We start from the raw sequence: 24,374 nt of genomic DNA, 5'->3' as shown, positions 1-24,374 counted from the left end.
ATCTATATCTTGTACGTCAAAAAGGTCACTACAGATAACTGTTAAGTGGTTTGTAATGATGTTCTGCAGATGTCCGCCAAGGCTTCAATACTCGACAGGCAGGTATAGTTGGGGCGAAAAACGAACGCAATTCGCCGGTGAGGACTGGGCTCATTCAGGTGGATCACTGACAATTGATCATTGGCTGCCGTTAACTGTTCTTTAGCCATAGCGGGGATCAAGGTCGTTCCCAAATCCCCCTGTACCATCTGGATCAGCGTATTCAAACTAGTCGCACCGAAACCATGGTTAGCCCGCTGCTCTGTCAATTTACACACATCGAGCGCATGATCCTTAAGGCAGTGGCCTTCTTTTAACAACATCAAACGGCTTTGGGTCACTTCATCGCTGGTGATTTCTGTTTGCTGAGAGTGCGTCGTACCTTTCAGGGTGACCCAGTAAAAATCTTCTTGCCAAAACTCTAAGCTAAGCAAGCCTTCACAGGAAAATGGCAATGCTAATATTGCGGTATCAATTTCGCCGCTCCTGACCATATCGACCAAGTGCTGGGACTGCTCTTCCACTACATTGATTTCTGCTGCTGGAAAGCGCTCATTGAGAATAGGAAAAATCCTTGGCAGCAGATATGGTGCAACAGTTGGGATCACCCCAACGCTCATTGGGAAACTCAGCGGTTCACTTCTGCTACCAGCCAAATGCTCCAAATCTTCAATCCGCAATAAGATGTCTTTAGCCCGCTTGAGGACTTCGTGACCGATAGGTGTTACCAAAACCTGTTTATTATTTCGCTCAAAAATCTGCAGTCCGAGCTGTCTTTCCAACTCACTTAACGCAGCACTTAGCGCCGACTGACTCACGCAGCAGAGATCAGCGGCTTTCTTGAAGTGTAAGGTCCTTTCTACGGCAAGTGCATAGCTCAGTTGCTTAATAGAAATCATTGCGCCCCAAAGTCTGAATGTTTAACCAAACCAAGCGGCGCAATTCAATCATCACCCTATTAGAAAATGATATAACAGTATGAAAATACGCGGCTTAATAGAAACTGTTTTAAGTATAGACAGAGGGTAGCCGCTTTACTGGTGCTGTTATTGCGCCTTTTTCAGCTTTTGTTGCTCAGCTTTGCTCTCATTCTTGTCCTTCACCATTTTGTCTTCCGCCTTGCCTTTGGGAGTAAATTCAACAACATGCTGGGTTTCGGCTGGGAAGGTCGTACCAAAGAATTTGCCGCCACGGTCAATACTCAGGTTATCGCAATAGATACTGCCTGAGACCACGCCTTTGTCTAAGATCTCAATGGCATTGGCACGGCATACCCCTTCAATCTCACCATTAACGATGATTTTATCTGCCCAGATTTCCCCTTTGATTGAACCGCTTCGGCTGACAATCAATCCTTTTTCTAGCTTCAGCGTTCCATCAATATTGCCATCAACTTGCATGTCACAACTTAGCTTGAGCTCGCCTTGGATATCACATCCCGCTGCGATGACAGTTGTAGTTGTTTGCTGACTTGCTGCTCCACTTTGTTTATTAAAGATGCCCATTGAATATTTCTCTCTTCTTCAAAAATATGTTCAAAATTGTCCAAGCTCCAATCAACGAAAGGCCGAGGATTCAACGCCCGCCCCACGAAACGCACCTCGTAATGCAAATGAGGTCCTGAAGACAAACCTGAGTTACCGGAATAGGCAATGAGATCGCCTTTGTTAACAAAGTCCCCGGCTTTCACCGCAAATTTGTGTAGATGGGAATAGGAAGAAGAAAAACCAAAGGTATGCTGCAGACGCAAAAAGTTACCCGAACCTTCTTTACTAGGACGAACAGTTTCCACCACACCATCTGCCGGCGCATACACAGGCGTTCCGGTATTTACGGCAAAATCCAACCCTCGGTGTAGCCGCCGTTTACCTGTTATCGGGTGAATCCGATAGCCAAATTGCGAAGACTGCCTTGCGTTGACCACAGGAGCGCCATTTGGCAAGCTCGCCAAAATAGCAGTACGGACGGCAGAGTTAATCGCAGCGACATCCAATCGCTGCTCGATGGCATCAACTTCCCCAGTAATATCAACACCTAATAAAGCTTCAAGCTCATGAAGTCGGTCCGATACACCACTTAGTCGATTTTCGCGAGCATCGAGATCGGCTTCTAGATCGAATTTCAAAGACTTCAATTCTTCAAGCTCATCAGTCAATGTTGATGACTGGGCTTCCAATTCCATTTGTTTATATTTCGCGTCATCGGCTTCAGACTTTAGGTACACCATCCAACCTACAGCAGTTAGCGTCACCGTCACTGCGGATATTGCTAACCAACGTAAATTACGCTGAGCCTTGTTGCTCAACTGGAAGTGCTTAGATCCATGTATCGAGGAAACCGATATCGTGATTTGTTCCTTCATACTGACACTAGCTATTGATAAATCACTTAATTTATAAGCGACCAATATTCCATTTGTATTAAGCGAGACACGTCAAATTCTAAAAATTAACATTCAAGCTGATTATTGTTAGTATGCAATTAGCTGTTGTTAAAGCATTTTTGATAACTTGTTATTAACAACGCATACTGATATTTTGCTTACTAGGGACAGTAACAGATGATTTCAATCAAGGAACTATTTCAACGTAAACCTTGGATACTCTCCGCATTTATTTTGCTTGGGATCGGTCTTTGGTTATTTAGTGGCCACCAATCAACGACATCTGACACACCTGTTTCTACGACACATAGTACTGATAACGCCACGGCCCCCCCTCTGGCTAAAGTGGTTATCGAACAGTTCACTGTCCAACCTGTTACCCGCACACTTTCCTTGTATGGGCGTACCGCACCTAACCGCAAAGCCACTCTCGGCGCAGAAGTCGCAGGTAAGGTTGAAAACTTATTGGTGCGCAAAGGGCAACAGGTAAAAGCAGGCCAGCCATTGATCCAACTCGATAAGGCTGATCGCGAGTTGCAGCTTGCTCGTGCCAAAGCGTTGCTTAAAGTCAGAAACCAAGAATTCAACGCTTCTAAATCGTTAAAAAATAGGGGGCTTCAAGGTGAGGTGGCATTCAGCCAAGCCGAAGCAAACCTGATTGAAGCAAAAGCACAGGTAAGAGGTTTGGAGCTTGCCCTAGGTAATACCGAAATCTATGCCCCTTTCGACGGTATCATCGAGCTGCTCTATATTGAAAAAGGTGATTACCTAGGTGTTGGCGACCCGATCATTTCTATTGTTGATTTAGACCCGCTGGTCATCAGTGCCGACGTCAGCGAGAGGCATATCGACAAAATTTACAAAAGCCAACCTGCCGAAGTCAGCTTGGTTACGGGGTTTTCTACCACAGGTCAGCTTAGCTTCCGTGGTGCCGTCGCCAACGAATCGACCAACACCTACCCTATTGAAGTAGAAATCAGTAATCCAGAGATGAGGCTCACAGCAGGCACCAGCGCCAACCTCGATTTAATCTTAGCCACTGAGCCTGCAATAAAAATTACCCCTTCGATGCTGGCATTGGATGAAGCGGGTAACTTAGGTATCAAGACCTTGGCTAAAGACGATAAAGTTCATTTCGTACCTATCTCTATCGTCAACGTCGAGCCTGATGGGGTTTGGCTGGGCGGTACCGAAAAAACAGTCGATATCATCACCACAGGCCAAGGGTTTGTTAGAGATGGTGACACCGTGATTCCTGTGCGTCCTAATTCCGTTCAAGAAAGTGGGAGTGAGTAATGTTTGCCATTATAGATGCGGCAATAAACCGCTCTCGTACCATGCTCACCTTGCTGGTTCTGATCCTGCTGGCAGGCATTATTACGTATCGGGTGATCCCCAAAGAGTCTAACCCGGATATCACCATCCCAGTGATTTATGTTTCGGTAAACCATCAGGGTATCAGCCCGATTGATGCCGAGCGGTTATTAGTCAGGCCGTTAGAGAAAGAACTTCGCTCCATCGAAGGCGTCAAGGAAATGAGCGCTGTTGCGTCTGAAGGCCATGCCTCTGTCACGCTTGAGTTCATTGTCGGCTCTGATATCAATACCGCCCTAACCGATGTACGTGAGGCCGTTGACCTTGCCAAACCCAAGCTCCCCGAAGATGCCGATGAGCCAACCGTTCATGAGGTCACCCTCGCCAGTTATGAGCCGGTATTGTCACTTGTTCTCTATGGTACCGTACCCGAGCGTACCACTATCCAGATTGCCCGAGAGCTGCAAGACAAACTAGAGAGCTTCAAACAAGTACTGGAAGTAGATATTGCCGGTGACCGGGAAGATGTCGTCGAGGTACTCGTTGAGCCACTATTGATGGAAAGCTACGGCCTTGACCAAGAGGATGTATTCAATCTAGTTGCGCGTAATAACCGCGTTGTGGCAGCTGGTTTCGTCGATACCGGCTATGGCCGTTTCTCCGTCAAGGTCCCTTCAGTTTTCGACTCTTTAAAAGATATCCTCGAGCTCCCCATCAAGGTCGATGGCAATAAAGTCGTGACATTTAGTGATGTTGCTACCATACGTCGTGCTTACCGTGACCCTGATAGCTTCGCCCGCCTAAACGGCGATACCGCTGTGGTGCTGGATGTCAAAAAGCGTGCAGGCGAGAACATCATTGAAACGGTCAACATTGTCAAAGCCGTTGTTGAAGAGGCCCAAAAGCTAGAGGAGTGGCCCGATAATCTATTAGTCGAATATACGCTCGATCAATCTGATGATGTCGAGACCATGCTCAATGACCTTCAGAACAACATTCTGTCGGCCATTATCTTAGTTGTGATAGTCATCTTAGCCATACTGGGTACCCGAACCGCTTTCTTGGTCGGCGTCTCCATTCCCGGGGCTTTCCTTACAGGCCTACTGATGCTGGCCGTTAGCGGTATTACGGTCAATATGATCGTGCTTTTTGCGCTGATTATGGCCGTAGGTATGCTGGTAGATGGCGCTATAGTTGTCACAGAATATGCCGACCGGAAAATGCAGGAAGGGACTGGCCGGAAACAAGCATACCGCGAAGCCGCCAAGCGCATGGCATGGCCAATCACCGCTTCAACAGCGACTACCCTTGCAGCGTTCGCTCCATTGTTGTTTTGGCCGGATACCACTGGCGAGTTCATGCGCTACCTGCCCTTAACCCTGATCGCAACCTTATCCGCCTCATTATTAATGGCACTATTGTTTGTCCCCGTACTCGGCAGTGTGCTGGGTAAACCGCAGTACACCACCAAGCGGGAGCAAGAACGTAAAATTGCGATGGAAAAAGGGGATTTCAGCCAAGCCAAAGGGATCACCAAGCTTTACCTTTCAACCTTGGCAGTAGCAATCAAGCACCCGATTAAGATTTTGATCGCCGCTTTCGTCTTCGCAATTGCGGTTGGCTTTGCTTACAGCAAAGCGGGTCTCGGAGTGGTGTTCTTCCCTGAAGTCGACCCACCCCACTTTACGATCAAAGCACGCTCACATGGTGACTTATCCATCTTCGAGAAAGACCAGTTGATGCAGCAAATTGAGCAGCGCATCATGGGCACCGATGGAATAAAAAGTGTCTATACCCGTACAGGGGGCAGCGATGAAATCGGCCAGATCCAGCTCAACCCTATGGATTGGCAAGAAAGACGACCAATCAAAGACATCATCGCCGAGATGCGGGAGAAAACGGCTGACATTGCTGGAATCGAGCTCGAATTCAAGTTCCCTCAAGCTGGTCCTCCGAGCGAACATGATCTCATCATTGAAGTTTCAGGTAACAATACCGAAGACATGAACGATGCAGTGCGCCAAGTTAGGTACTGGCTTGAATCGCAACAGGCCTTCACCAATATCTCAGATACTGCAGATAAAGAAGGGATCGATTGGGAAATCAATATCAATCGCGATGATGCTGCCCGCTTCGGAGGCGATGCCACCTTAGTCGGCAATACTGTTCAATTCGTAACTAATGGGCTGAAGATTGGTGAGTTCCTGCCGGATGATACCGACGAAGAAGTCGACATTCTGGTTCGCTACCCCGAAGACAAAAGGGATATTGGCCGCTTTGATGAGCTCAGGGTAAAAACCCTGTATGGCATGGTTCCTATCACTAACTTTGCCAGCATTACCCCATCACCGAAGCAAGGCACTATTAACCGTCTCGATGGCAAGCGGGTCATTGAAGTCATGGCCGATATGTCGTCAGGTTTTAACCTGAGCCTGCAACTTCCTGTCATTAATGCCGCGATTGCTGAAATGCCTCTTGCCAGAGGAACACAGGTTAACGTACGCGGGCAAAATGAAGATCAGGAAAAATCTTCTGCCTTCTTGCAAAATGCCTTCTTGGTAGCCCTTGCAGTAATGGGACTGATTTTGATCACCCAATTCAACAGCTTCTACCAAGCGCTGCTGATCTTGAGTGCAGTACTTTTCTCGACTGTCGGTGTGTTCTTAGGGCTACTCATATTCCAGCGGCCGTTTGGCATCATCATGTCCGGGATCGGGGTTATTTCACTGGCCGGTATCGTGGTGAACAACAACATCGTATTGATCGATACGTATAACCAGCTTCGCCATAGCGGGATGGACAAAGTGACGGCTATCATGCATACCGGCGCACAACGTCTGCGCCCTGTACTGCTAACCACAATCACCACAATCTTGGGCCTGCTGCCGATGGTACTTGAGATGAATATCGACCTCATCAACCGGTTAGTTGAGTTCGGGGCGCCAAGCACCCAATGGTGGTCACAACTCGCAACAGCTGTTGCTGGCGGATTGGCGTTTGCAACCTTGCTGACCCTGATATTGACCCCATGCCTGTTAATGCTAGGACGGGAGCATAAACACCGGATTGATGAGCACAAACCTAAGCCTCAACAGTACGATGAAAGCCTAGAGACCCCGCCCAATAAAGGCGAAAAAACTCAATTGGTTGATCCGGAAGATGTTGTAGAGAAGCAATTAGGAAAGGTGTTTGTGCCACAGGCAAACGCACCAGCAGACGTAGCGCCTAGTGAAGTAGAGCGAGATAAGTAACGTCCGGACTCATCACCATAAAGCCGCCTGACTTGGCGGCTTTTTTATTGTTGATTATGTTAGCCTAACGCCCACTTTATCACCACAGCCAACAGGCTGACTGCCAAGATTCCGCCTAGGTAGAGAGCAACAAACCATAGCCATCTTTTAAAACAAGGATTAACCATTAGTGATAGCCCTCATCTTCCTTGAGTTTGCCTCTGAATACCCAGTAGGAGTATGCCGTATAGGCAATAATTAGCGGCAATAAGAATACCGCCCCACTGAGCAAGAACTTCAGGCTTGTGTCCGGCGCGGCGGCATCAGCATAAGTAATCGCATGCGGCACGATGTAAGGATAAGTACTAACCCCGAACCCCAAGAATGCGAGGAAGAACAAACCCAGCACGACCAAATAGGCTTGCACTGGCTTATGCTCCATCAAATCTTTAAACAGCAGGTAAACCAGATATGCCGAACAACCGGGTATTAGCAAAAAGAGAAATGCTTGTGGGAATGAGAACCAACGGTCTGCAATAACCTCATTGCCAAGCGGTAGCCAGAGGCTGAGGATACCCACCATCACAACCATGATTAGCGCGCAGCGCTTGGCTATCACATAGAATCGCTCATGCATCCCATGGGGCATTTTGATCAACAGCCAGCAAGCGCCGAGCGTCATGTAAGCTGCAACAGTAACAAAACCACAGTAAAGACTAAAAGGAGTGAACCAGTCGAACCATCCTCCACTGTAAGCCCTGTCGGTCACGGTAACACCTTGCAACAGGGTGCCTAATATCATCCCCTGGGTAAACGTCGCCATTAATGAGCCAATGAAAAACGAGCTGTCCCAAAGAAACTGGCCGCGTTTGGTTCTGAAGCGATATTCAAATGCCACACCACGGAATATCAGCCCCAACAACATGATCATGATTGGAGCATACAGTGCTGGCATAACAACGGCATACGCCAAGGGGAAGACGGCAAACAGGCCGCCACCACCAAGTACCAACCATGTCTCGTTGCCGTCCCACACCGGGGCGATACTATTCATCATCAAATCACGCTCTTTGGTGGAATCGGCCGAGATAAACAGGATACCAATCCCGAGGTCAAACCCATCGAGAATGACATAGGCGAAAACGGCAATGGCTATCAGGATGTACCATATCAATGCATAGTCCATATCTGTTCCTCACATACTCAATTTGTTCGATGTTGCCAGCGATTGTTTTTCTTCGTCTTCATCACCCACTTTAGGTACACCTGGGCTTGGTGGTAACACATATTTTGTTGGCGGCTTGCGCATGAGGCGAAGCAAGTAGAAGAAACCAGCACCAAACACGGTGAAATACACCAATACAAATGCAGCAAGGGAAACGCTGACGGCAGCGGCGTCAATTGGAGATATTGACTCTGAAGTGCGGAGCAAGCCATAGACAGTGAACGGTTGTCGGCCTACTTCTGTGGTGATCCAGCCACACAAGATTGCGATGAAGCCTGCCGGCCCCATTGCCACACAACAGCGGTGGAACAATTCGTTATGATAGAGCTGGCCTTTTTTACGCAACCATAGGCTGTAGAGACCAATAGCCAGCATCAAGAAACCGATACCAACCATGATCCTAAAGCTCCAGAACACAATAGCGACCGGCGGATGGTCTTCTTCCGGAAAAGCATCCAGCCCTTTCACTTCCCCATTCCATTCATGAGTCAAGATCAGACTGCCTAGATGAGGAATCGCGATTTTGTAATCGACTTCTTTGGTTTCCTCGTTGGGCAAACCAAACAATATCAACGGCGCACCTTGCTGGGTTTCATAATGTCCTTCCATTGCCGCCACTTTTGCCGGTTGGTGTTCAAGGGTGTTGAGACCATGCATGTCCCCGACCACGATCTGTATTGGGGTAACAATTGCCGCCATCCAAAGCGCCATTGAGAACATAGTTCTGGCAAGGTGGTTATTTTGCGACTTGAGCAAGTGAAAGGCCCCTACTGCCCCGACAACAAACGCCGTCGTCAAGAAAGCGGCGAGCACCATGTGCACCAACCTGTAAGGGAAGGAAGGATTGAATACCACAGCCCACCAGTCTTCAGGAATGAACTGCCCTAGCTCATTCATCGAATACCCCGCAGGAGTCTGCATCCAACTGTTAACCGAAAGTATCCAGAACGCTGACATCAGAGTACCGATAGCAACGATGACGGTGGACATAAAGTGAAGTTTCTTCCCGACTCTGTTCATACCAAAAAGCATCACGCCCAAAAAGCCCGCTTCAAGGAAAAATGCCGTGAAAACCTCGTAGCCCATCAACGGCCCCAATACCGGGCCCGTTTTGTCTGAAAAGACACTCCAGTTGGTCCCGAACTGGTAACTCATCACGATACCGCTTACCACACCCATACCAAAACTGATGGCAAATATTTTTATCCAGTATTGATAGAGCTCGATGTATTTATGCTTGCCGGTCTTGAGATACAAGCCTTCAAGAACAGCTAAGTAACTTGCAAGCCCAATGGTGAAAGCCGGAAAAATAATGTGAAAAGAAACAGTGAAGGCAAACTGGAATCTAGCAAGATCGACCGCGAGTTCATTCATGGTTTCTCCTTAATACCTAATCTGACGCGCTTTTTCTTGGATTAGTATTGAGATAAAAACAACACTTCCCCTACTGTGCTTTGTACGCGTTGCTTAACAGTATGGTTCATCTTGCAAAGATATGGCGAAGAGACACGAAACTAGATTTTTCGACTAGCTTGCTGAGTACATAAGGTGAGTTATAGTTAAAACATTGCTAATCGAAAATCCCACTCAGCCCGTAGCAGTAGCAATAAATCAGCTGGCAATCCCCTGCCAGTTTTTCGTGAGGGCTAAACAATGAGTCTAAAGTCGACACTGGAAAAGTTTGAACACGCCTTTGAGCCAGGAGGCAAGTACCAAAAGTGGTTTCCACTCTACGAAGCATTTGCGACATTGCTCTACACCCCAGGACAAGTGACCAATAAGATCACCCACGTCAGGGATAGTATTGACCTGAAACGCATCATGATTATGGTGTGGTTAGCGGTTTTCCCTGCGATGTTCTGGGGCTTATACAATGTCGGTCACCAGACGGTTATCGCGCTAAACAGCCTATATTCTCCCGAAGAAATCCAGCAGTTGGTCAGTGAAAACTGGCAATACTCAGCGACTCTGGCACTTGGGGGGAGCTTGGCTGAATCAGCCAGTTGGGCGAGTAAAATGCTACTCGGCGCCTTTTATTTCCTCCCTATTTACATTACCGTTTTCATTGTCGGTGGTTTCTGGGAAGTACTGTTTGCGATTATCCGCAAGCACGAGATAAATGAAGGCTTCTTCGTATCATCCATCCTGTTCGCGTTGATACTGCCGCCTACTATCCCGCTGTGGCAGGCTGCATTGGGTATCACTTTCGGTATCGTCGTTGCCAAAGAGGTCTTCGGTGGCACTGGGCGCAACTTCCTCAACCCGGCCCTTGCTGGCCGTGCGTTCCTTTACTTTGCCTATCCGGCAGAAATCTCCGGTGGTATGGTCTGGACCGCCGCCGACGGATATACCGGGGCAACGGCACTGAGCCAATGGGCAGAAAATGGCTCAACTGCAATGGTGCACAATGCTACCGGTGAAGCCATTACATGGATGGACGCCTTCGTCGGTAACATTCCGGGCTCCATTGGTGAAGTATCAACCCTGTTCCTGCTCATCGGCGGCTTAATGATTATGCTCATGGGTATCGCCTCATGGCGGATCGTCACCGGTGTATTGGCAGGGATGATAATCACTTCAACGCTGCTTAACCTAATAGGTTCTGACTCTAATCCGATGTTCTCAATGCCGTTCTGGTGGCATTTAGTCTTGGGCGGGTTTGCTTTCGGTATGTTGTTTATGGCGACAGACCCCGTGTCCGCCGCATTTACTAACAAGGGTAAATGGGCCTACGGCATCCTTATTGGGGTAATGGCGGTATTTATCAGGGTCGTTAATCCTGCTTATCCAGAAGGCATCATGCTGGCAATCTTGTTTGCCAACCTGTTTGCCCCATTGTTTGACAACTTAGTCTCGCGTGCCAACGCCAAGCGTCGACTAAGCCGTCATACCACTAGCTAGACCCAATTCTCCCCTAACGAGTATTTTGCTTAGGGGAGCTTCTTCCTGCTGCTTTTATTCCAGGGCTTATTCAAGCTAGGCAATCGACAAATATCATCGGTTCTTGATAGCGGACTGGTACCCCTTCTTCAATCAAGTCATCAATGACATCATCGGCCATTTCAACAAAGGCTTCACTGAGCAGATCACAAATCGCCTCCCCACCTTGGGTGATTGCCAATGCAGAAAACCAAAGCTTTAACTGGATGGAATGCTGCGCCAATGTACGGAATAAACCATCACAGTCAGTTCGGGCAATATTGATAATCAACCCACACAAACTGGCAGCAAGCCCTTGCTGGCGAAACGCCTCTTTAACGTAAATAGTATGTAGCGTAACTTCATAAAACAGCTCTGAAGATTTACGTGGGTTGCGGGGGTCTTCGAGATAACGGCTAAATGTCGCCACAGCGGCTACCTTACCATCGGCATACACTTCCAGCGCAATATCACTCGCCTGATCAGACTGCCGATTATGGGACGTCGCCAACTGGTTATCAGCAATCACCGCCTGTACCTGATGATAGTCATCATCAAGACAATCAACCTCAGTTGTCAGTTCAGACAAAGGCTTAATGATAACTTGCCAATCAGGCTTTGGCAGTGCCGGTACAAGCCCACGCATAGCCAGTTCAGCACTCGACAATAATGCCAAATTCAAGGAGTCGGAATGGATAGATGAAGATGTATGATGAGACGATTCCATGATCACTCCCTTTGATTTTGCAAAACCGGAGTGTATCAAAACCTATTTAAATCACGGTGATGCAATCAAACTTCTGTGAGCGGGGTTTCACTTTGTAGGCGTAGAAATCAAAAACAGGGCCAAAGGCCCTGTTATCAAATTAACTTTCGTATGAAAGCTTGGTCCCAAACTGCCCTTGCCAATCAAGCGAGAATTGATTGACCGCAGGCTGTACGGCTGGGTTTGCCAGCATTTGCCCCATGACATCTGTCGGGACCGTAATTGCCCCAATACCCAGTTTCATGACTTCTGTTACCTGACGGGTATTTTTAAAGCTCGCTGCTAAAATTTTGCTCTGGCACTGGTTAGCATCCAGTAGTTGCTGCAAGTCAGCCACGATAGCAATGCCATCCGTACCCATTCCATCAATACGGTTCACGTAAGGGGCAAGGTAGTCAGCGCCAGCCATAGCAGCAAGGAAGCCCTGATAAGCACTATAAATTGCAGTAGCTAGCACTTGGATGCCCTCTGCTTTCATCTTACGGATAGCCGCTAAACCCACTTCGGTTGCAGGTACTTTCACAACAACATCATATGGCATTGCATCTAATGCCTTCGCTTCGGCCAACATTTCTTCAACCGTCGTACTTACCACTTGGGCATGAAACCTTGCATTAGGACCAAGGATTTCTGCCGCACCAGCCAACACTTCATTCAGTCCTTTACCTTCTTTAGCAAGAATCGACGGGTTTGTCGTGATGCCCCGTAACGGTAGGCAATGGCTAAAGCGTTTAATTTCAGCAAGATCCGCAGTGTCCAAGTAATACTCAATCATGGTGTCATCCTCAATGTGTTTCGTTGGGCACACTATAACGCTGCCAAGCCGAATAAAATTTGATCGCAATCAAATTAAATTTTATTCGAAAGTTATATTGTTTCGAATAACGAAAGGCGCAAATCCTAAAATTCGAAAACGCCAACACCAATGAGCAGGCTATTACTGCAGTTTGAATTGCGTATCGAGTGAGTACGAATGAGGTATCCATGCACTTTAATATTCAGCATTTTTCAACCCATGATGGCGACGGGATCAGAACGATCCTTTTCCTGAAGGGATGCAGTCTGGCGTGCCCATGGTGCCAGAACCCGGAAAGCCGCAGCGAAAAGCTCTCACTGCTATTTGATGAACGCCTGTGCCTTGCTGATTGCGATCAATGTATCCAGCAAGCATCGCCTCACCCAAAAGGCGACAGCAATATTATTTTCCGAGATTCAGACAATAGGATTCAGATCCAACGTGATCAGCTAAGCCAACAGACGATCGAGACTCTTCGTGGTGTTTGCCCAAGCCAAGCCCTTAGCGTGGTTGGTGAAGAGTCAGATATAGAGCAACTATGCCAGCAACTGCTCAGGGATAAACCCTTCTATGAACAAAGCAAAGGCGGCGTCACATTCTCTGGCGGGGAGCCATTGATGCAAGCTGGACTGGTTAGTGATATTGCCAAACGGCTGCAGCAGGAAGGGGTCAACACCGCGATTGAAACCTGCCTTCATGTCCCTTGGAAACATGTTGAACAAGCCCTGCCATTTATTGATTGCTGGCTGACCGATCTCAAGCACACCGATAGCGAGATTTTCAAAACATGGGCCCATGGGTCACTGAGCCGAATCCACAAAAACCTTATTCAACTCGGAGAACGTGCCAAGCGCATGATCATTCGAGTACCAGTAGTACCTGGATTCAATGATAGCGATGACCAACTTCGCAACATTATAGATTTTGCTGCCCAGTTAGATAGCTGTGAGGCTGTGCACCTGCTGCCTTACCACACACTGGGTATTAACAAATATAACCTGCTGGATATGCCTTACCTGTGTGCAGACCAGCCATTGAACAACCCTAAACTGCTTGAACGGGCCAAAGCCTACGGCGAATCCCACCCGCTCAAACCAATGACGATTACGATTAGAGGTTAACCATGAAACTCAATACCTTACCTGAACGCATCCAAGCCCATAAACATGCGCTAATCAACATTGTAACGCCGCCTATCTGTACCGAGCGTGCCGAGGCCTATACCCGCGCTTATCAAGACAACGAAGATAAACCGGTTGTTGTCCAACGCGCATTAGCACTGGCTGAACACTTGAGAACGCGTAGTATCTGGATTAAACACGATGAACTGATCATTGGTAACCAAGCCAGCAAGGTGCGAGCGGCACCTATCTTTCCTGAATATACGGTTCGCTGGCTAGAAGCAGAAATCGATGATCTTGCCGATCGCCCAGGTGCCGGTTTCGCCGTAACCGAAGAAGACAAACAAGCTATCCACGGTTTGACGCCATATTGGCGCGGCAAAACAGTTCAGGATCGCTGCTATGGCCTGTTCACGGAAGAACAAGAAGCCATCCTCGCCTCAACCATGATCAAGGCTGAAGGCAACATGACTTCGGGTGACGCCCACTTAGCCGTAGATAACGAGAAACTGCTGAATATTGGTTTAGGTGGCCTATTGGAGGAGACCCGCCATCACCGCAGCCAACTTGATCTCTCTCGTTGGGAAGACCTGAACAAAGATCAATTCCTAAAGTCCGTCGAAATCGTACTGGCTGCTATCCAAGAGCATATTCACAAATACGCTGACTTGGCTGAAACCATGTCGAAGGAAGATCCGCGCCAGCAGCGCCGTGATGAGCTATTGACGATTGCCAACAACTGCCGCCATATCGCCAGCAATCCACCGCGCAGCTTCTGGCAAGCACTGCAACTTTGTTATTTCGTCCAATTGATGCTTCAGATCGAATCAAACGGTCACTCAGTATCATTTGGTCGCATGGACCAATACCTGCACCCTTTCTATGCCAAAGATGTTGAGCAGGAAGGTCAAATCAGCCGTGATTTTGCTATGGAGCTTCTGCAAAGTTGCTGGTTGAAGCTGCTAGAAGTTAACAAGATCCGCTCAGGCAGCCACTCAAAGGCGTCTGCAGGCAGCCCGTTGTACCAGAACGTGACTATTGGCGGGCAGAAGCTTAATGACCAAGGCGAACCGGAAGATGCCGTTAACTCCCTATCTTTGGCAATCCTAGAAACCTGTGGCCAACTGCGCTCTACCCAGCCTAACCTCAGCGTGCGCTATCATGAAGGGCTCGATCAATCCTTCCTGATGGATTGTATCGAAGTCATTAAATGCGGTTTCGGTATGCCAGCTTTCAATAATGATGAAATCGTTATTCCTGAGTTCATCAAGCTCGGTGTTGAACGTGAAGACGCGTATAACTATTCCGCTATCGGTTGTATTGAAACCGCTGTACCGGGTAAATGGGGCTACCGCTGTACCGGTATGAGCTTTATGAACTTCGCCCGTATCATGCTGGCAGCACTTGATGGCGGCCGTGATGCGACAACCGGTCAAACCTTCCTGCCACACGAGAAAAGTTTAGCCAAAGGTAATTTCGACAGTTTCGACGATATCATGCAGGCGTGGCGGGATCAGGTCACCTATTACACCCGCAAATCTATCGAGATTGACTGTATTGTCGACTCCGTGCTTGAACAACAAGCACACGATATTTTCTGCTCATCGCTAGTTGATAGCTGTCTTGAGCGCGGCAAAACCGTTAAAGAAGGCGGTGCCAAGTATGACTGGGTATCTGGCCTACAAGTGGGCATTGCCAACCTAGGTAACAGCTTGGCGGCTATCAAGCATATGGTGTTTGATAGCCCGCAAATCAGCCAGCCTGAACTTGCTGAAGCACTGGCCTCTGACTTTACCGGCAGCGAGGGCGAACAACTTCGCTTGCGCCTACAAAACTTCGCGCCGAAGTTTGGTAACGATGACGATATGGTCGACAACATGCTGGTCGAAGCCTACCAAGCATATATTGATGCCTTGTCAGGTTTCAAAAACACCCGCCATGGTCGAGGGCCTATCGGTGGTGGTTACTATGCCGGAACATCAAGCATCTCTGCCAACGTTCCCTTTGGTGCTGCAACCATGGCAACACCAGATGGCCGCCGTGCCAAAACCCCGCTCGCAGAAGGCTCGAGCCCATCGTCAGGTACTGATGTCAAAGGCCCTACCGCAGTCTACAACTCACTCGGTAAGCTGAAAACTGACAAGATCCTTGGCGGTGTGTTACTTAACCAGAAGTTGAGCCCTGCTTCAGTGGCTTCTGAAAGTGACAAGATCAAGCTGAGTATGCTGCTGCGTACTTTCTTCAACCATCACAAGGGCTGGCATGTGCAATATAACATTGTCTCCCGTGATACCTTGCTAGCAGCGAAAGAGAACCCAGACCAATACCGAGATTTGGTGGTTAGGGTCGCTGGCTATTCAGCGTTCTTTACTGCGCTGTCTCCTGAAGCACAGGATGACATTATCGCAAGGACAGAACATAACCTGTAAATCACCCGCAACAACCATAGCCCGCCCCTGTGCGGGCTATGGTCCAACTTGTCCCCCTGACCATGACAATACCAGCAAAAAACGGTAAACTTTCATTAGAAACTGAATCGAAATAGCAATCCGAAAGCTTTATATTCCAATAAACGCAAAATTATTCCTCAACATTTTCGGGATTGCTGACAAGGACATTGAAAGCCTCATGAACCCACGCCACAGTGAAATCCTGCAACTCGTTAACCAAAACAGAAGAGTCTTAGTCGCCGAGTTATCAAGCCATACTGGCGTATCGGAAGTAACGATACGCCAAGATCTGACCCAGTTAGAAAAACAGGGCTATTTGAAACGCGTACATGGCGGAGCCACTGCACTGCAAAGCGATGATATGAATGACAGGCTGAATGTGCGGTTTGATATCAAGCAGCAACTTGCCCAACGCGCCGCTGAACTAGTTCAACCGGGTGAAACAGTCATGATTGAAGGTGGCAGCGCCAACGCCCTGCTGGCCCGTGAGTTAGCCAACCGTGGTGATGTCACGATTATCACACCCAGCGCCTATATTGCCGGTATGATCCGCGAGAGCAAATGCGATGTGATTTTGCTTGGTGGTATTTATCAACCACAGGGTGAAAGCCTAGTCGGGCCGCTTACCCGATTGTGTATTGAGCACACCCACTTCAGCACAGCTTTCCTTGGCATTGACGGTTTCCACCCAGATACCGGCTTTACCAGCCGGGATATGATGCGGGCTGATGTCGCCAATGCCATCCTCAACAAAAACCAACGTAATATTGTGCTGACCGATGCCAGTAAGTTTGGCCAGATTTTCTCTACCAGCATAGGTAGGCTCGACCAATTCTCGGTACTTGTTACCAATAAAGGCATTGATGAAAGTGACTTAGCCCTGCTGCGCAAACATCATGTTGCTGTTGAGCTGGTTGATAACTGATAACTGGTTTCTAACTTATAGTTATTGCGCCCTGATGCCTTCACTTGGTAAAGGGCCCTATCCGCTTTTAGCAACAAAGATACCCACTCTTGGCAGAGTTGCGTAGCGCTCTTGGTAAAGATCGCGCCCATCGAAACGGTTACCGAGTAATCTCCGCAACTTAGCGAAAAGTCTGCGGTAGAAATTTGTTGTTTGATTCGCTGAAGGACGCGCTCGCTCTCACTTTCACGGCACGATACGATCATGATGAACTCTTCACCACCCCATCGAACCACGACGTCCCGTTGGCGCACTACCGCTTTGAGGCGCTTGGCCATTTCCACCAGCACCTCATCACCGACGTTATGGCCATAGTCATCATTGAATTTCTTGAAGTGGTCAATATCAATCACCACAACCAAACCACCATGGCGGTAGTCAATAACAGGCATATTTTTCAGCCAACGCTCAAGAAAACGACGGTTATGTAGCGTCGTCAGCGGATCCTTGTTTGATTGCGTCTCAAGCTGTGCATTGGATTGCTCAAGCACCTGCTTATCTTTATTGAGCATGGAATAACGGCGATATAACCAGTACAACAAGATGATAATCAGTGCAGTACCGAGTTTTAGCATGTTTTCGCTGGCCTTTCTCTCAGCTAACCTTGATGAGGTCAGTGCATTTTCTGCCTTAAGCAACTGGATTTCTTTCTCTTTAACATGCGTGTCATAGCGTTCTTGCATGTCAAATAGCTCTTTCCTGCGGATATCAAACAGGTAGCTTCGCCCTAACTCAGAATACTTCTTGAAGTAATGCAAGGCTTGCTGATAGTCATCCCCACTTTCGTAAATCTTTGCCAACAACTCATAGACATAAATCATTCGGTGCTGAATTCGGTTCGACTCGTAGACCGACAAAGCCAGTTTGGCATAGTAGAGGGCCTGCTCGGTTCGCTCTGAAGAATAAAACGCTTCGGACAAACTCTCATGGCAATTTGCAACCGAAATACCGTTTTTACCGCCATGCCTTCTTGCCATAGCCAAGCATTGTTCAGCCGCCGTCATCGCAGCAGGCTCATCGCCATGATCCAAGTAGTAAGCTGACAAGTTAATCAATGCAATCGTCTTTATACGCACCGAACGGGTTTTGGCCGATAGCTTCAACGCCTTATCAACATGAAACTTTCTTTGCCGTTCGTTGCCAAGGTATTTGTCTATGACACCCGCATTGATATGCAGGATAGATTCAATATAGGCATTATTGATTCCACTGCGGCCATACCATTCAAAAGCACGCTGGCTGTAGTGTGAGGCGGTCTCCCACTCTTCCATATTGATATACACCGAGGCGATATTGGAGAGCAGCCTTGCCAACTGCTGGTTATCGGACCGGGAAGAGAAGATCTCGTAAGCCTCTTGGTATCTATCCAAGGCATCATTGTAATTGGAACGCTCGACATCAATGTTGGCTAGCCATTTCAAACTTCTTGCCAACAACAACTGGTAACCGAGGTGTTCAGCGTTCAGTTTTACCGATTCTAACTTTACTTGTGCCAAGGCATATTCACGCTGATCCATCAACGTCAAAGCATCGAGGAACGTGACCTCAGCTTCCATCCAGGCTTCACCTGATTGCTGGGCGACTTTTTCCAATTGGTCGATGAAAAAAACGATATCAATATCAGCTAGATCTTCAGCCTGCTCAATGTTGTATCGCCCTAGCCAATACAAAGCCTGCTCATTGTAGCTAGCCCCATCCTCTATTCGCTGTTTCAAATACACGTTTTGCTTGTTAGCCAGAGAAGGGTTATCCCACGATAAGTTGTAGTACTTGAGAAAGGGGTTGTCGGCACTGTCTACTTTGCTGGATAGATAGCACTGTTGTGCAGATTTTTTTCCCGCAGCCAGAGCCATAGGTGAAATAAAACCGCACAAAAAAATGAAGAATAACCCTAAAGTTATCGCTCTAAGAGGAAAAGGTATATGCATAGAATGACAAGCAGTAAAAATCAACGTCTTCCATAATCATGTTCCATCGAACAGTATTTTTAACAAAATTTGAGTTAGAAATACAGCAAACTTATGCAACTATCAAAATCCGATTGTAAAGTGAGTTATGCATCGGTGGCATCTGCACTTTCCTGCAGGGTGATGACAAGGCATAACGCACGCTTTCATGTGATCTTATTAACATTTTTTACTTTCTATTGTCGAAAATAACTATTCGCTTTTTTTGCTAAGCTATATCACCAATATTTAGAAACAAAATAGAAAACTGCATAGCCTCGGATATTTACGCACTCTTTGAGCCCTAGTTTGAATTTATGTGAAATATACAGAAATTTATTATTAGAGAATTATCACATTCACGCTCAATGTTTTTTCTTAATCTACCTGTAACCAAACTAATTTCTAAGTTTGGATTAAAAACAATTAAATACAAATAAATACATATAAACCATATTCCCAAGTCATCAATACACGCTTGGGTGTACAAATGGAGATACGATCATGCGCATAGTTTTAGCACTAGGCGGAAATGCCCTTTTGGCCCGAGGCCAAGCCCTTACAGCTGAAAACCAAAGAGAAAATATCCAAAAAGCCGCAGCCAGTATTGCTGCAATTGCTAACGATCACGAAGTAGTGATTGTGCACGGCAATGGCCCACAGGTTGGCTTGTTGATGGAGCAAAACAGCGCGTATCAGGAATACTCACCTGAAACTACACCGTATCCAATGGATGTACTGGGCTCACAGACCTGTGGCATGGTTGGTTACATGCTGCAGCAAGAGCTTCGTAATATTGATGCTAACCTTTCGATTGCTACCTTGGTGACCCAAACCGAAGTCAGCAAAGACGACCCGGCTTTTGCCAACCCAACCAAGTTTGTAGGCCCGGTTTACACCGAAGAGCGCGCCAAAGAAATCATGGCTGTGAGCGACAAGGAATTCAAAGCTGACGGCCAATACTTCCGCCGTGTCGTTCCATCGCCTATGCCTAAAGCCATTATTGAGCAGCAGCAAGTTGAAACCCTACTGAAAAGCGGTAATGTCGTTATAGCTTGCGGTGGCGGTGGCGTACCGGTTTGCCGTCAAGATGGCAAAATGGTGGGTGTTGAGTGTGTGATCGACAAAGACTTAACTGCCGAGCTATTGGCAGAAACAATCAATGCTGATCTATTTGTGATTTTGACTGACGGCTCTATCTACCGTAACTACGGTAAAGACGATCAGGCAGAAATGAAAGTCGCCACACCAGAAGGGCTTTCCCACTTCAACTTCCCTGCCGGCTCTATGGGGCCAAAAGTGGATGCAGTCTGCCAGTTCGTTAACAGCGGACGCGGTAATGCCGCTATCGGTTCATTGTTCGATCTAGATAGAATCCTGACAAACGAAGCAGGCACATTGATCAAAGCTGGCGAAGGTATTGAGTATTACTAAGTCAAGCTGACTTAACCTCGGTATTTTTATTAAGCCTCTACTTTGCGTAGAGGCTTAAATATTATCTTTGCTTAAATAAACTATCGTCGAACCATACTTCTCGCATTAGCAGCAACAATCAATCGATTGACCAATACCTTTTTCTTGGTCTCCGATACCGACTGCAATTCCCTGATAATACGGTTTATCTCGCCATCTAAGTATTTGGCATTTTTAGTTTTCACCATCGCTCGAATCACTTTCTCAGCATTATCCGGCAATGGTTGCTGCATCGCCCACTTATAGCTGTATTCGCCATCAATGCTGACGACAGTATCTGTTTGTTTACTGCCACCAAGACTGACTGCCTTCGCTGTCGAGCTTTTCACTACCTTTTTTACAGGTGGCTCAGCGACATCCTGTTCACGCCCCATCCGGCGGCAGTACTCTTCTGCTACCGGGCTAGAGTAATAAGGTAGCTTCCCTTGCTGGTAAAGCTTGGCCCCTAAGTCTTGTGCCAGGTTGATTTTCCCTTCCAGTACAAACCGGCTGGCATTAGTCGCTTTGGCCGACGGCTTATCCGGCATGGTGTAATAGACAAAGGCTTTTTCTTTCGCCCGTGTCAGTGCCACATACGCCAAGCGGCGTTCTTCTTCCAAATCAGCCCCTACCGTACCCGACGCCCTATTCACATATGGAAAGGCTTCTTTATCCCAAAACGGCAGATGGACATGGTTATATTCGCAGCCTTTGGCGCGGAAGATAGTTGTTAACTGGATGGAGTCTTGCTCTTCAGCCCCATTCGCTCCCGCATTGCTATTCGCGCTTTTCTGGCCAGACTGCTGGGTATAATATTCGAAATACTGCAAAGCCTTTTCACAGCTCTGATCCATCGCTTCAAGCACTGTGGCAACACTGTCCAGTCTCTCAATGGCTTCTTCGATTTCAGAAGCCGTTGCCTCTGTTTTCCAAATCCAGCTATCAAGCCCGCTTTCGTTACGGTATTGCTTATAGACGTCCGACGCCTTAAAGCTCCCCTTGCGCATTAACCGTTGCAGCAAATCGAGGCGTTCAATGAGATTATCCAACTTCAAGTTGGCATTGGCTTTTTCATAGCGGCCAATAAAGGTCAGCCACTGGGAGGGTTCCATTCCCGCCAATTGTTCACATAACGGTTTTAAGGATTTATTCGGCACATAACAGTGCGGGAAACACATCAAGCTAAACAACAAGCCCGACTTCTGTGCAACGGCCAAGTCTGAAAAGCGCGGTGTCGCCAACGTCGCCAACTCCATCAGCAGCTTTACCTCTCGGCTATGCGCAAGCACTGACGGCACGGGCATTTGATAGGGTAACTGCTTGCTAAGGAATGCCAGCTCAAACAGCAGGGTTTGTGACCAACGGCGAACTAAAATTGCCACATCAGACGGCTTCCCGCCATCAGCAAGATATTGCGCGATAGTGTTCGCAATTTCTCCGACCTGCCTCGAGGAGCCACATTCAACAACTTGGGTATCAGAAATCCCTTCACCGGAGACAGTCAGAAACTCGCTGAAGCGTTCCTTATTGTTGGCAATTAGGTGGCTTGCAGCCAGCGCAAGGCTATGTCCAAAGCGAAACGTCTGTGACAGGGTATACGTTTTTGCAGGGGCGAAATCCTGATCAAAATTGAGCATGAATTGCGGTGCGCTACCCCGCCACTTATAGATACACTGATCGACATCACCCACTGCTAGCAGTTGGGTTTGCGGACCAAGCAATTGTTTCAGCAATCGGTATTGGGCGGTGTTGATATCCTGAAATTCATCAACCACCACCAGCTTGCAGTGCTGATGAAAGTGCTCGCGGATAGCATCATCGCTTTCAAGCAGTTTGACGGTCTCCACCAGCCAATCATCAAAAAACAATAGGCGCTGTTTCTTTCTTAGGCTTTCAAACTGCTCATAGGCATCGAGAATAAACAGGTAATCCCGGTTTATTTCAGCAATCTTAAATACTTCGTGCGGCGAGAGCATGTAGGCTTTCACCAACCCAATAAAGCTCAGCAGCAACTCAATGGTCTTAGGATCTTTGATCATCTGCTGGCGCTGGTAGGTCTTTTCAAGGCCGGATAGCTCACGCAAGATGGCCTTAACCAACGATTTATCACTTTCACCGCTCTGGTAGTCAACCTTATAACCAGTATTACGGATAAAGCCCGTCTGGTTAAGGAACTTCAAACAGAAACTGTGGAAGGTATGCACAGGCACCTGCGCTTGGATACCCGTATCACGGAGCTTGGCCTGAAAATCAGTCCTAATATCGCGGTTGAACATTAGCACCAGCATCTCTTGGGCAGGAATTGCTGCCAATTTCTGTTCAATCAAGCCCACTAAGGTGGTTGTCTTCCCCGTCCCTGCCCCGGCAATACAAAGGGCATTCCCGTGCTGGTGATGTATAAATGCCGATTGTTCACTGGTATAACGGGTCATAGTGGGCCTTGCACAAAAGAATGGAGCCTGATTTTGCCACAGTTCAAGCCTGCCGCTTGAATAAAATATGACCACTTGAAATCGGTTCACACAAATTCACTCAATCTATGCAAAATAAATTTGCGCAAACGTTTGCTTTTCTAGCTGAAAGGCCTGCCGAGTTCTGTTATTATCGCCGGCATTAGCCTTACTTCCCTTCGTTTAACTTTTGAAATAGGAATTCGCCATGAGCCTTGCTGATCAAGTTCTCGCTGTAAATGATGACCTGCCAATCCGAACTGATAAACCCGTCCATAGCGGTAAAGTTCGCTCCGTCTACTGGTTAACCGAAGAAGATAGCCGTCGCCTTATCCAAGAGAAAGGCTACAACGTTCAGCCTGATGCACCACTGGCTATCATGGTAATCAGCGACCGTATCTCTGCTTTCGACTGCATCTGGCATGCTGAAGGCGGCCTGAAAGGCGTCCCAGGTAAAGGTGCGGCACTTAATGCAATTTCCAACCATTGGTTCAAACTGTTCCGTGAAAACGGTTTAGCTGATAGCCACATCCTAGACATCCCCCACCCGTTTGTATGGATTGTACAAAAAGCCAAGCCGGTTATGGTTGAAGCAATTTGCCGTCAGTACATCACAGGCTCAATGTGGCGTGCATACAGCCAAGGCGAGCGCAACTTCTGTGGTATCGAACTACCAGAAGGCCTTAAGAAAGATCAGAAACTGCCTGAGTTACTGATGACGCCTTCTACTAAAGGGATCCTGACCGGTATTCCTGGCGTGCCTGAAGTTGATGACGTCAACGTAACCCGTGACGATCTGGTTAACAACTTCGAGGCATTCAATTTCCGTAGCACAGACGATATCAGCCGTTACGAGCAGTTGCTTGAAGAAGGCTTTGATGTGATCAGCAAAGAGCTGGCAGCTTTGGATCAGATCTTTGTCGATACTAAGTTTGAGTTTGGCTACGTGACCGATGCCGAAGGTAAAGAAAAACTGATCTATATGGATGAAGTGGGTACACCAGATTCATCACGTATCTGGGACGGCGAAGCATACCGCAACGGCGAAATCATCGAAAACTCGAAAGAAGGTTTCCGCCAGATGCTGTTGAACCACTTCCCTGACCCGGACATCCTACTGAACAAAGACCGTATGGATGAGCGTTTCGCCCTTGCTCGCGACAACGAGTTGCCAGTGGAAGCACTGATGAACTTGTCTAAGGTATATACCGATATCGCAGAGAAAGTCACTGGCGAGAAAATCGTGCTTTCTGAAAACCCGAAAGCTGAGATCGTTGCAGTGCTTCGTGAGCAATACGGTTTGATTGACTAATTCATTA

The 24,374-nt window shown here is 47.6% G+C and carries 17 protein-coding genes; 8 read left to right on the top strand and 9 right to left on the bottom strand.

Features of this window, described 5'->3' with window-relative positions; all coding sequences use genetic code 11:
- Positions 1-41: 41 nt before the first annotated feature.
- The 3 genes from C9J01_RS08790 to C9J01_RS08780 form a co-directional block, all read right to left on the bottom strand.
- On the bottom strand, positions 42-938 hold the full coding sequence (locus C9J01_RS08790; protein ID WP_107297762.1) for a hydrogen peroxide-inducible genes activator: 897 nt from the start codon (positions 936-938) through the stop codon (positions 42-44).
- 147 nt (positions 939-1,085) lie between these two features.
- Positions 1,086-1,439, bottom strand: a complete 354-nt coding sequence (locus C9J01_RS08785) for a bactofilin family protein (RefSeq protein WP_237156913.1) — start codon at positions 1,437-1,439, stop codon at positions 1,086-1,088.
- 8 nt (positions 1,440-1,447) lie between these two features.
- Positions 1,448-2,401, bottom strand: coding sequence for a M23 family metallopeptidase (locus tag C9J01_RS08780; protein WP_107297760.1), 954 nt, complete (start codon positions 2,399-2,401; stop codon positions 1,448-1,450).
- Between the two features lie 198 nt (positions 2,402-2,599).
- On the opposite strand from C9J01_RS08780, the gene C9J01_RS08775 reads away from it, so the two are divergent.
- Together C9J01_RS08775 and C9J01_RS08770 are read left to right on the top strand one after the other, a co-directional pair.
- Positions 2,600-3,718 (top strand): efflux RND transporter periplasmic adaptor subunit, encoded by a 1,119-nt coding sequence (locus C9J01_RS08775; RefSeq protein ID WP_107297759.1) that lies wholly within the window; start codon positions 2,600-2,602, stop codon positions 3,716-3,718.
- A complete protein-coding gene (locus C9J01_RS08770; protein WP_107297758.1) occupies positions 3,718-6,987 on the top strand; it encodes an efflux RND transporter permease subunit in 3,270 nt (1,089 codons plus the stop codon). Before C9J01_RS08775 ends, C9J01_RS08770 begins: the two co-directional genes overlap by 1 nt.
- Positions 6,988-7,153: 166 nt before the next feature.
- On the opposite strand, the gene cydB is transcribed toward C9J01_RS08770, so the two are convergent.
- Both cydB and C9J01_RS08760 read right to left on the bottom strand, forming a co-directional pair.
- Positions 7,154-8,152, bottom strand: a complete 999-nt coding sequence (gene cydB / locus C9J01_RS08765) for a cytochrome d ubiquinol oxidase subunit II (RefSeq protein ID WP_107297757.1) — start codon at positions 8,150-8,152, stop codon at positions 7,154-7,156.
- Positions 8,153-8,161: 9 nt separating this feature from the next.
- The gene (locus C9J01_RS08760) at positions 8,162-9,565 is read right to left on the bottom strand and encodes a cytochrome ubiquinol oxidase subunit I (RefSeq protein WP_237156912.1); all 1,404 of its coding nucleotides are present in this window, start codon (positions 9,563-9,565) and stop codon (positions 8,162-8,164) included.
- 279 nt (positions 9,566-9,844) lie between these two features.
- Between C9J01_RS08760 and C9J01_RS08755 the strand changes: the two genes are divergently transcribed.
- On the top strand, positions 9,845-11,092 hold the full coding sequence (locus C9J01_RS08755) for an NADH:ubiquinone reductase (Na(+)-transporting) subunit B (RefSeq protein ID WP_107297756.1): 1,248 nt from the start codon (positions 9,845-9,847) through the stop codon (positions 11,090-11,092).
- Positions 11,093-11,162: 70 nt separating this feature from the next.
- Here C9J01_RS08755 and C9J01_RS08750 read toward each other — a convergent pair whose 3' ends face one another.
- Both C9J01_RS08750 and C9J01_RS08745 read right to left on the bottom strand, forming a co-directional pair.
- The gene (locus C9J01_RS08750) at positions 11,163-11,837 is read right to left on the bottom strand and encodes a GNAT family N-acetyltransferase (RefSeq protein ID WP_107297755.1); all 675 of its coding nucleotides are present in this window, start codon (positions 11,835-11,837) and stop codon (positions 11,163-11,165) included.
- A 139-nt stretch (positions 11,838-11,976) separates the two neighbouring features.
- Positions 11,977-12,651, bottom strand: a complete 675-nt coding sequence (locus tag C9J01_RS08745) for a fructose-6-phosphate aldolase (protein ID WP_107297754.1) — start codon at positions 12,649-12,651, stop codon at positions 11,977-11,979.
- 209 nt (positions 12,652-12,860) lie between these two features.
- Between C9J01_RS08745 and C9J01_RS08740 the strand changes: the two genes are divergently transcribed.
- The 3 genes from C9J01_RS08740 to C9J01_RS08730 all read left to right on the top strand — a co-directional run bounded on the left by C9J01_RS08740 (position 12,861) and on the right by C9J01_RS08730 (position 17,168).
- On the top strand, positions 12,861-13,793 hold the full coding sequence (locus tag C9J01_RS08740) for a glycyl-radical enzyme activating protein (RefSeq protein ID WP_107297753.1): 933 nt from the start codon (positions 12,861-12,863) through the stop codon (positions 13,791-13,793).
- 2 nt (positions 13,794-13,795) lie between these two features.
- Positions 13,796-16,222: a formate C-acetyltransferase/glycerol dehydratase family glycyl radical enzyme gene (locus C9J01_RS08735; RefSeq protein WP_107297752.1), complete on the top strand. Its 2,427-nt coding sequence runs from the start codon at positions 13,796-13,798 to the stop codon at positions 16,220-16,222.
- 199 nt (positions 16,223-16,421) lie between these two features.
- Complete coding sequence (locus C9J01_RS08730; RefSeq protein ID WP_107297751.1) at positions 16,422-17,168, top strand: DeoR/GlpR family DNA-binding transcription regulator; 747 nt, start codon at positions 16,422-16,424, stop codon at positions 17,166-17,168.
- Here the strand turns inward: C9J01_RS08730 and C9J01_RS08725 are convergent.
- Positions 17,138-19,060, bottom strand: coding sequence for a tetratricopeptide repeat-containing diguanylate cyclase (locus tag C9J01_RS08725; protein ID WP_158264512.1), 1,923 nt, complete (start codon positions 19,058-19,060; stop codon positions 17,138-17,140). The genes C9J01_RS08730 and C9J01_RS08725 overlap by 31 nt on opposite strands.
- Positions 19,061-19,657: 597 nt before the next feature.
- Between C9J01_RS08725 and C9J01_RS08720 the strand changes: the two genes are divergently transcribed.
- Positions 19,658-20,587: a carbamate kinase gene (locus C9J01_RS08720; protein WP_107297749.1), complete on the top strand. Its 930-nt coding sequence runs from the start codon at positions 19,658-19,660 to the stop codon at positions 20,585-20,587.
- Positions 20,588-20,667: 80 nt separating this feature from the next.
- On the opposite strand, the gene C9J01_RS08715 is transcribed toward C9J01_RS08720, so the two are convergent.
- Complete coding sequence (locus tag C9J01_RS08715) at positions 20,668-23,037, bottom strand: ATP-dependent helicase (protein WP_107297748.1); 2,370 nt, start codon at positions 23,035-23,037, stop codon at positions 20,668-20,670.
- A 226-nt stretch (positions 23,038-23,263) separates the two neighbouring features.
- Here C9J01_RS08715 and C9J01_RS08710 point away from each other — a divergent pair, with 226 nt between their 5' ends.
- A complete protein-coding gene (locus C9J01_RS08710) occupies positions 23,264-24,367 on the top strand; it encodes a phosphoribosylaminoimidazolesuccinocarboxamide synthase (protein ID WP_107297747.1) in 1,104 nt (367 codons plus the stop codon).
- Positions 24,368-24,374: the final 7 nt, after the last annotated feature.

It is taken from the genome of Photobacterium rosenbergii, assembly GCF_003026455.1.
GTDB lineage: Bacteria > Pseudomonadota > Gammaproteobacteria > Enterobacterales > Vibrionaceae > Photobacterium > Photobacterium rosenbergii.
Note: the sequence above shows the minus strand (reverse complement) of the source record. Positions and strands in the feature narration are given on the sequence as shown.

Excerpts from the sequence above, each read along its gene's own strand:
- C9J01_RS08725 (WP_158264512.1), bottom strand. The coding sequence starts at position 19,060 with ATGGCTCTGGCTGCGGGAAAAAAATCTGCACAACAGTGCTATCTATCC.
- C9J01_RS08785 (WP_237156913.1), bottom strand. The coding sequence starts at position 1,439 with ATGCAAGTTGATGGCAATATTGATGGAACGCTGAAGCTAGAAAAAGGA.
- C9J01_RS08790 (WP_107297762.1), bottom strand. The coding sequence starts at position 938 with ATGATTTCTATTAAGCAACTGAGCTATGCACTTGCCGTAGAAAGGACC.
- C9J01_RS08710 (WP_107297747.1), top strand. The coding sequence starts at position 23,264 with ATGAGCCTTGCTGATCAAGTTCTCGCTGTAAATGATGACCTGCCAATC.
- C9J01_RS08715 (WP_107297748.1), bottom strand. The coding sequence starts at position 23,037 with ATGACCCGTTATACCAGTGAACAATCGGCATTTATACATCACCAGCAC.
- C9J01_RS08740 (WP_107297753.1), top strand. The coding sequence starts at position 12,861 with ATGCACTTTAATATTCAGCATTTTTCAACCCATGATGGCGACGGGATC.
- C9J01_RS08730 (WP_107297751.1), top strand. The coding sequence starts at position 16,422 with ATGAACCCACGCCACAGTGAAATCCTGCAACTCGTTAACCAAAACAGA.
- cydB (WP_107297757.1), bottom strand. The coding sequence starts at position 8,152 with ATGGACTATGCATTGATATGGTACATCCTGATAGCCATTGCCGTTTTC.
- C9J01_RS08770 (WP_107297758.1), top strand. The coding sequence starts at position 3,718 with ATGTTTGCCATTATAGATGCGGCAATAAACCGCTCTCGTACCATGCTC.
- C9J01_RS08780 (WP_107297760.1), bottom strand. The coding sequence starts at position 2,401 with ATGAAGGAACAAATCACGATATCGGTTTCCTCGATACATGGATCTAAG.
- C9J01_RS08775 (WP_107297759.1), top strand. The coding sequence starts at position 2,600 with ATGATTTCAATCAAGGAACTATTTCAACGTAAACCTTGGATACTCTCC.
- C9J01_RS08735 (WP_107297752.1), top strand. The coding sequence starts at position 13,796 with ATGAAACTCAATACCTTACCTGAACGCATCCAAGCCCATAAACATGCG.
- C9J01_RS08760 (WP_237156912.1), bottom strand. The coding sequence starts at position 9,565 with ATGAATGAACTCGCGGTCGATCTTGCTAGATTCCAGTTTGCCTTCACT.
- C9J01_RS08745 (WP_107297754.1), bottom strand. The coding sequence starts at position 12,651 with ATGATTGAGTATTACTTGGACACTGCGGATCTTGCTGAAATTAAACGC.
- C9J01_RS08755 (WP_107297756.1), top strand. The coding sequence starts at position 9,845 with ATGAGTCTAAAGTCGACACTGGAAAAGTTTGAACACGCCTTTGAGCCA.
- C9J01_RS08720 (WP_107297749.1), top strand. The coding sequence starts at position 19,658 with ATGCGCATAGTTTTAGCACTAGGCGGAAATGCCCTTTTGGCCCGAGGC.
- C9J01_RS08750 (WP_107297755.1), bottom strand. The coding sequence starts at position 11,837 with ATGGAATCGTCTCATCATACATCTTCATCTATCCATTCCGACTCCTTG.